Source organism: Pseudomonas sp. GD03842, assembly GCF_029841165.1.
GTDB lineage: Bacteria > Pseudomonadota > Gammaproteobacteria > Pseudomonadales > Pseudomonadaceae > Aquipseudomonas.
The window spans coordinates 1-1,262 of the sequence record NZ_JAOCEA010000039.1; the positions used below are offsets into that span (position 1 = coordinate 1).

1 protein-coding gene is annotated in these 1,262 nt (G+C 53.2%); it reads left to right on the forward strand.

The window, feature by feature from the left end:
- Nucleotides 1–83 precede the first annotated feature (83 nt).
- Nucleotides 84–1,211 (forward strand): IS481 family transposase, encoded by a 1,128-nt coding sequence (locus N5D61_RS26400; protein WP_108240654.1) that lies wholly within the window; start codon nucleotides 84–86, stop codon nucleotides 1,209–1,211.
- Nucleotides 1,212–1,262 lie beyond the last annotated feature (51 nt).

Consider the following 1,262-nt stretch of genomic DNA (forward strand, 5'->3'; position numbering starts at 1 on the left):
TGTATAGACCGGAGACATGGTGGACACGTGTGCGGAGACATGGTGGACACTTTTCGGCGAGATAGACTTGCCGAGAATTCACCATGTCTTGGAACGCGCGGGATGCTATGAGTCTGAAAGAAGAGTTCGTTGCCCTGGCCTTACAGCCCGATGCAAATCGGCGAGAGCTGTGCCGCCGCTTCAAGATAAGCCCCCAAACGGGCTACAAATGGCTGCGACGTTTTGAAAAGCTGGGCCTGTCGGGGCTGTCTGAACAATCCCGTCGACCACTCAGTAACCCTCGAAAAAGCACACCTGCGCTTGAGGAAAAGGTAATCACCTTACGCAAGCAGCATCCTAGATGGGGTGGACGCAAGATCAGTCATGTGCTCGATGAAGCGGTTGCACCCAGTACCGTTACCGAAATCCTGCACCGTCATGATTTGATCCTGCCCGAGGACAGTACGGCATCAAAACCTTGGCATCGCTTTGAGCATGCAGCGCCCAATGATCTTTGGCAGATGGATTTCAAGGGGTTCTTCCAAACCAGTCAGGGTGCCTGCTTTCCTTTGACGATGCTGGATGATCACTCCCGTTTTAATTTGATTATTCAAGCCTGCGCCAATCAGCGTGGCGTGTTGGTGCGCGAACATATGACGGAGGTATTTCGTCGATATGGATTGCCCGCGCAGATCAATACCGACAACGGTGCGCCTTGGGGGTCACCAAACAATCCGGGGCAATTGACCCCCTTGACCCTATGGCTCGTTCGTTTGGGTATCAAAATTACTTTCAGTCGACCTAGGCACCCACAAACCAACGGCAAGAACGAGCGTTTCCACCGCTCGTTGAAGGCCGAAGTATTGAGTGGACGAAGCTTCAAAAACCTGACTGAAGCCCAAGCTGCGTTTGACGAGTGGCGAGATATCTATAACCACCGCAGGCCCCACGAAGCCTTGAGTTATCAGGTGCCGATGGACCGATACCAATCCAGCCCACGACCGTATACCCAGCCTCTGGAAGAGTTTCAGTACAGCCCCAGCGACTTCTTGGCGAAGGTCAATGACCGCCGCTTCAGGTTCAAAAACCAATATTTCCGCGTCGCCAGGGCACTGAGTGGGTACGTGATAGCAGTCCGGCCCAGCACCGAGCGAGAGGACCTATTCGATGTTTACTTCTGCGGACACTGGTTGCGAAAAATCGACTTACGCAATCCACAGAAGGAGCGATAATGTGTCCACCATGTCTCCGCACATGTGTCCACCATGTCTCCGGTCTATACA